The sequence below is a fragment of the Luteimonas sp. RC10 genome, from assembly GCF_014192745.1.
Classification (GTDB): Bacteria; Pseudomonadota; Gammaproteobacteria; order Xanthomonadales; family Xanthomonadaceae; genus Luteimonas.
In genome coordinates this window covers 154,947-161,066 of sequence record NZ_JACHYJ010000009.1, presented here as the reverse complement: position 1 = coordinate 161,066, position 6,120 = coordinate 154,947, and the positions used below count along the sequence as shown (strand labels likewise).

General features: G+C 69.6%; 5 protein-coding genes and 1 tRNA gene. 5 read left to right on the top strand and 1 reads right to left on the bottom strand.

The genetic code is table 11. The features are described 5' to 3' along the window. The first annotated feature begins 598 nt into the window (after positions 1–598). From FHW73_RS16065 to hemC, 5 genes are all read left to right on the top strand, one after another. Positions 599–674: transfer RNA gene (locus FHW73_RS16065), tRNA-Ile, on the top strand. A gap of 155 nt (positions 675–829) precedes the next feature. Next, positions 830–2,728, top strand: coding sequence for a glucans biosynthesis glucosyltransferase MdoH (mdoH, locus tag FHW73_RS16060; protein WP_183427765.1), 1,899 nt, complete (start codon positions 830–832; stop codon positions 2,726–2,728). Between the two features lie 62 nt (positions 2,729–2,790). Beyond that, complete coding sequence (locus FHW73_RS16055) at positions 2,791–3,471, top strand: alpha/beta hydrolase (RefSeq protein ID WP_183427764.1); 681 nt, start codon at positions 2,791–2,793, stop codon at positions 3,469–3,471. 162 nt (positions 3,472–3,633) lie between these two features. Next, positions 3,634–4,359, top strand: a complete 726-nt coding sequence (locus FHW73_RS16050) for a LytTR family DNA-binding domain-containing protein (protein ID WP_183427763.1) — start codon at positions 3,634–3,636, stop codon at positions 4,357–4,359. A 48-nt stretch (positions 4,360–4,407) separates the two neighbouring features. Further along, positions 4,408–5,319: a hydroxymethylbilane synthase gene (gene hemC, locus FHW73_RS16045; protein ID WP_183427762.1), complete on the top strand. Its 912-nt coding sequence runs from the start codon at positions 4,408–4,410 to the stop codon at positions 5,317–5,319. Positions 5,320–5,347: 28 nt separating this feature from the next. On the opposite strand, the gene FHW73_RS16040 is transcribed toward hemC, so the two are convergent. Continuing rightward, positions 5,348–6,040 carry a DUF481 domain-containing protein gene (locus FHW73_RS16040; RefSeq protein WP_183427761.1) on the bottom strand — a complete coding sequence of 231 codons (693 nt, stop codon included), beginning with the start codon at positions 6,038–6,040 and terminating at the stop codon, positions 5,348–5,350. Between the last annotated feature and the right edge of the window lie 80 nt (positions 6,041–6,120).

Sequence of the window (6,120 nt, the reverse complement as noted above, 5' to 3'; positions counted from 1 at the left end):
CCGAACTCGGAAGTGAAACGTACATGCGCCGATGGTAGTGTGCATCTAGCATGCGAGAGTAGGTCATCGCCAGGGTCTTTACCCTAAACCCCCGCCGGGCTCCCGGCGGGGGTTTTTCTTTGTGCGCTTTTTCTCTTCGGACGGGGCGCCGTTCTGTTTAGCTTTGAAAGCAGCTGCCGTCTGCTTACTTCGGAAGGGCAGCCGCCCGCCGCCTGGTCGCTGCTCTTCCCTCGGCAAGGCATCCTGCCTTGACTCGGGCGCGCGCCATCCACGGCGCGCTCGACGCAGCCACCGAGCGCCAGTCCGCCGCTGCCGACGTTTGGCTGTGCGACTTCGGGTCGAGCAGCGTCGCTTCGAAACAGACTCGATCCTCGAATCTGCTCCAAGTTGAGCCGCCGGCTCACCGCTGCCTTCGGAAGGGCAGCGACCCGTCGCCCGGTCGCCAGGCTGTTGCCCATCCGGAGTAGCGCCATCTCTGCTAACACCTGCCGACAGTCGTTCAGGCCTCAGCAGGTGTAGCGGTATGAGCGCGAAAGCCGGCAGAGCCGGCGGTATCGTGGTGCCCAGGGAGCCCGGCTTGGTACGATGCGCGCTGCGCGGGCCTATAGCTCAATGGTTAGAGCAGAGGACTCATAATCCTTTGGTTCCAGGTTCGAGTCCTGGTGGGCCCACCAGCCAACGCGCCGTTTCGCGAAACCCTTACAACCGCATCGTTACATTGCGGCCCTACCTGAATGCGATGCGGCGGAACGATGATGCTCGACCCTGATCGATTGGCGGCAGCTGTGGCGCGCCCCGCCAGGCCCGAGCTCGCTTTGCGGTGCCGCGCATGAGTGCGCCTGCCCCGCCGGGGATCCGGCCGTCACCTGCGCCCCTACCGCCCGAACATCCGATTCCCATGCCTGTGCAGTCATTGCGCACGGGGCGTCTGGCGTCGCCGAAGCTGCCCAGTGCACCGCGCGGGATGGGCTGGCGCCGGGCCGCGATCGTGGGGGTGACCGGTGGCCTGACCGTACTGGCCACGTATCAGATCTGGTGGCTGCTGCGGATCGGCGGCATCGATGTGCTCGAGGGTCTGCTGCTGGCGGTGTTCGTGCCGTTGTTCGCCTGGATCGCGCAATCATTCGCAAGTTCGTTGGCCGGTTTTGCGATGGTGCTGCTGCGGCGGCCTGCGCGGCTGGGTATCGAGGCCCGGGATCCGTTGCCGGTCCTGGCCTCGCGCACCGCGTTGTTGATGCCGACCTATAACGAGCATCCCGAGCGGCTGTTCGCCGGTGTCCAGGCGATCTGCGAATCCCTGGCCGAGACGGGGCAGGGCGAGCGGTTCGATCTGTTCGTCCTCAGCGATACCCGCGACGCGGGTATCCACGCCCGCGAGGTGCAGGCTTTCGCGCGGCTGCGTGCGCTGGAGTTGGGCGTCACGCTCTATTACCGGCGCCGGGAGGACAACCGTGAGCGCAAGGCCGGCAACATCGCCGACTGGGTGCGGCGCTGGGGGGGAGGCTATCCGCAGTTTCTGATCCTCGATGCCGACAGCCTGATGACCGGCGACACCCTGGTGCGCCTGGTCGGTGCGATGGAACGCCACGACGATGTCGCCTTGATCCAGACCTTGCCGGTGATCGTCAACGGCACAACGATGTTCGCGCGGATGCAGCAGTTTTCCGGCCGCATGTACGGCCCGGTGATCGCGCAGGGCGTGGCCTGGTGGCATGGCGCGGAAAGCAATTACTGGGGCCACAACGCGATGATCCGCAGCGCCGCGTTCGCCGCCCATGGCGGCCTGCCCGAGCTCCAGGGCACGACGCCCTTCCGCGGCACCGTGCTCAGCCACGATTTCGTCGAGGCGGCGCTGTTGCGCCGCGGCGGCTGGGCGTTGCACATGGTGCCGACGCTCGAGGGCAGCTATGAAGAAGGGCCGCCGACGCTGACCGACATGCTGATCCGCGATCGCCGCTGGTGCCAGGGCAACCTGCAGCACGGCGGCGTGCTGCCGGCGCGTGGCCTGCACTGGGTCAACCGCTGGCACATGCTGATCGGTATTGGCCACTACCTGACCGCACCGCTGTGGGCGATGTTGATCCTGGTGGGGCTCGCGGTGCCGCTGCAGCACGGCATCCCTGGCGAGAATGGCTTTTCGGCGGCGGGCTACTGGATGGCGATCGACGACGGCCGCTTCATGGGCGTGTTCGTGCTGACGATGGTGCTGCTGTTCGCGCCGAAGATCTTCGGCTACATCGCCACCTTGAGCGATGCGCGGATGCGCCGTGGCTGCGGCGGGGCCGTCCGCGGGTTCGTCAGCCTGTTGATCGAGAACGTGCTGGCGGCGCTGATGGCGCCGGTCACCATGTACGTGCAGTCGCGCGGCGTGGCCGAGGTACTGGCAGGGCGCGATTCGGGATGGGATGCCCAACAGCGCGACGATGGGCGGCAGACCTATGGCGAGCTGTGGCGCAGCTATCGCGGGACCACGGTGCTCGGCATCGGCATGGGCATCGTCGCGTGGTGGATATCGCCGGGGTTGGCACTGTGGATGTCGCCGATGATCATCGGCCTGGCCGGCTCGATTCCGATCGTGCGGCTGACCTCGTCGCGGCGGTTGGGGCTGGCGATGCGCCGGGCGCGTCTGTTCGCCACGCCCGAGGAGGCCGCGCCGCCGCGCGTGCTGCTGCGTGCCAGCGAACTGCGGGCGCAGGCCGAGGCGCCGGTGGCACCGCGCGCCGATTGACGCTCGGCCGCCCAAGGGGGGCCAGCGCTTACACTGACGGGCGGTCCCACGACGACATCCGAATGAACGACGACACCGCACTGCCCGACTGCATCGAACGCGAGACCGGGCCTGCGCCCGCGTGGAGCGTGATCTGGCTGCACGGCCTGGGCGCCGACGGCAACGACTTCGCGCCCATCGTGCCCGAGCTCGTCCGCCCCGACTGGCCGGCCCTGCGCTTCGTGTTTCCGCACGCGCCGGTGCGCCCGGTGACGATCAACAACGGCGTGCGCATGCGGGCCTGGTACGACATCGTCGACATCGACCTGGGCAATCGCGCCGACGAGGCCGGCGTGCAGACGTCGGTGGCTCAGGTCGATGCGCTGATCGCGCGCGAGGCCGAGCGCGGGGTCCCGCCGGCGCGGGTGATCCTGGCTGGCTTTTCGCAAGGTGGCGCGATCACGCTCGCAGCCGGGCTGCGCCGCACGGCGCCGCTGGGTGGGTTGGTCGGGCTGTCGACCTATCTGCCCGCTGCTGCCACGGCGCACGATGCCCTGGTCAAGGGCGCGGTCGCGCAGCCGGTGTTCATGGCGCACGGTACGCAGGACCCCGTGGTGCCCGCGATCGCCGGGCAGCAGAGCGCCGCGCTGCTGCGCCAGTTCGGCTTCGATGTGCAGTGGCAGACCTATCCGATGCCGCACTCGGTATGCGCCGAGGAGATCGCCGACTTGGGCGACTGGCTGAGCGCGCGGTTCGCGGGCTGACGGCGACAGGGCCATGGGCTGCGGCGCGCGACGCAGCGCATCCCGGCCGCCCCGCTGCGGCCGGGCGCCCGCAGCGTCCAGCGGTCCGGGGTCGACCCGCTGGCGTGCGGATGCCGCTCGGGGCACCATCGCAGGACCGGGCCTTGAGGGGAGCGGAAGACCATGAAGGTCGTGATCGCTGACGACGAGCCGCTCGCCCGCGAGCGGCTGCGTACATTGCTGACGCAGGTGCCGGGCGTGGAGGTCGTTGCCGAGGTCGGCGACGGTCGCGCGGCGCTGGACGCCTGCGCGGCGCACGCGCCGGCGCTGGTGTTGCTCGACATCGCGATGCCGGGGATCGATGGCTTGGAGGCGGCCCGACATCTCAATACCTTCGAGCCCCGGCCGGCGATCGTGTTCTGCACCGCCTACGATGCCCATGCGCTCAAGGCCTTCGAGGCCGCCGCGGTGGACTACCTGGTCAAGCCGGTGCGTGCCGAACGGCTGCAGGCAGCGGTCGAGCGCGCACGTGCGTTCGTGGCGGGGCGCGAGGCCGCCTCGGTCGTGGCGGACCGTCAGCGGACCCATTTGTGCGCGCGGCTGCGCGGCAGCCTCCGGCTGATTCCGGTCGAGGACATCCGTTACCTGCAGGCCGAGGAGAAGTACGTCGTGGTGCACCACGCACGCGGCGAGGACCTGGTCGAGGAATCGCTCAAGTCGCTGGAGGAGGAGTTCGGCGACCGCTTCGTGCGCATCCACCGCAATTGTCTGGTCGCGCGCCACGAACTGCTGGAACTGCGCCGCGATGCCGAGGGCCATGTCCATGCCGTGCTGCGCCACGCCGAGCGCACGCTCGAGGTCAGTCGGCGCTGCGTGCCGCAGCTGCGCGACGCGGTGCGCCAGCTCTAGCGATCCAGCGGTTCGCGTCCCGGCGCCGGGATCGTCGATAATGGCCGGATGGAACGACTGCGTATCGCCACCCGCAAGAGCCCACTCGCGTTGTGGCAGAGCGAACATGTTGCCGCGGCCCTGCGCGCGCGCCATCCCGGCCTCGAGGTCGAACTGGTGCCGTTGAGCACGCGCGGCGACGAGGTGCTCGACCGCTCGCTGGCCGCGATCGGCGGCAAGGGCCTGTTCCTCAAGGAACTGGAGATCGCGATGCAGGCCGGCGACGCCGACTGCGCCGTGCACTCGCTCAAGGATGTGCCGATGGAGCTCGAGCCCGGGTTCGCGCTGCCGGCGATCCTGGCGCGCGCCGACCATGCCGATGCGTTCGTCAGCAACACGTGCGCATCGATCGACGCCCTGCCTGAAGGCGCGCGTGTGGGCACCTCGTCGTTGCGGCGCCAGGCGCAGCTGCGTGCGCGTCGCCCGGATCTGGAGATCCTCGACCTGCGCGGCAACGTCAACACCCGGCTGGCCAAGCTCGACAGCGGGCAGTACGACGCGATCGTGCTGGCGTGCGCCGGGCTGCAGCGGCTCGGCCTGGACGCCCGCATCCGCGCGCGGCTGGATGCGCCCGACTGGCTGCCCGCCCCGGCCCAGGGCGCGATCGCGATCGAATGCCGCGACGATACCCCGCAGTTGCAGGCCCTGGTGGCCGCGCTCGACCATGGTCCCACGCGCCGCTGCGTCGAGGCCGAGCGTGCGATGAACCGGGCCCTGCATGGCAGCTGCCACGTCCCGGTCGCTGCGTTCGCGCGGCTGGACGGTGGACGGATCCTGCTCGACGGGCTGGTCGGTTCGGCGCTCGACGGCCGTGCGGTCCGCGCCGGGGGCGAGGCCCCGGAAGGCGAGGGCGAGGCGCTGGGGTCGGCGGTGGCTGCCCGCCTGCTCGAAGGCGGCGCGGGCGCGTTCCTGCCCGGTTGAGGACTGCACGAGCGGCGCACTCGGTCGCTCAGAACTGGTACTGCACCTTCAGCGAACTCTCGGTGTCGGTACTGCCGCGGCCGCCGTTGCCCAGCGTGTCGTGGCGCAACTCGAAGTCCGAGCGCAGCGTCCATTGCGGAAACAGCTCGTAGTCGAACGCCAGCGTCTGCCGCAGGAAGGTGTTCTCGCGGCCGGTCTCGACCTGCACCTGCTGGGTGAACGACGCGCGGCGGCCCAGTTCCTGCGACAGCTGGAGCTGGCCCCGGGCCACCGGTCCGGGCACCGCGGTGCCGAAGTCGGTATACGGCTCGATGCGCACGCCGGTGCCGAACTCCAGTCGCAACGAGGTCTCGGGGCTGCGGATCGCCTCGATCCCGTAGCTGGTGTCCCACTTCACGTGGTTGCCGCCGGAGCGGAAGCTGTCGCGCTGGGCGAACGGCGAGTACAGCGCGATCGCCGGGCGGTCGGGCAGGCGGATGACGGGCGGTGCGACCGACTTGGGGCGGACGCCTGGCGCACGCGGCGCCCAGATCCGGCGCCGGGCCGCACTCGCGGTCCATTCCGCATCCGTGCACTTGAGCCGGAAGCACGGCCGGCGCAACGGCACCTGGCGCGTCGCCACGGCGAGCACAGCCGGTTGCTCCGGTGCGGCCGGAAGCGGTTGTGTGTAGATCGGCAGGCCTGCGAAAGCCAGCCACCAGCCAGCGAGCATGACAGCCATTCATGAAATCGGTTACAGCCGATTATGCCGAGCGCATCCGACGCTTCCAACCCGAGGGCCCTCGATCGGCGTCCTGGGTT

Bases quoted from the DNA above. Each gene is read 5' to 3' on its own strand.
- mdoH (WP_183427765.1), top strand. From the start codon at position 830: ATGAGTGCGCCTGCCCCGCCGGGGATCCGGCCGTCACCTGCGCCCCTA.
- FHW73_RS16055 (WP_183427764.1), top strand. From the start codon at position 2,791: ATGAACGACGACACCGCACTGCCCGACTGCATCGAACGCGAGACCGGG.
- FHW73_RS16050 (WP_183427763.1), top strand. From the start codon at position 3,634: ATGAAGGTCGTGATCGCTGACGACGAGCCGCTCGCCCGCGAGCGGCTG.
- hemC (WP_183427762.1), top strand. From the start codon at position 4,408: ATGGAACGACTGCGTATCGCCACCCGCAAGAGCCCACTCGCGTTGTGG.
- FHW73_RS16040 (WP_183427761.1), bottom strand. From the start codon at position 6,040: ATGGCTGTCATGCTCGCTGGCTGGTGGCTGGCTTTCGCAGGCCTGCCG.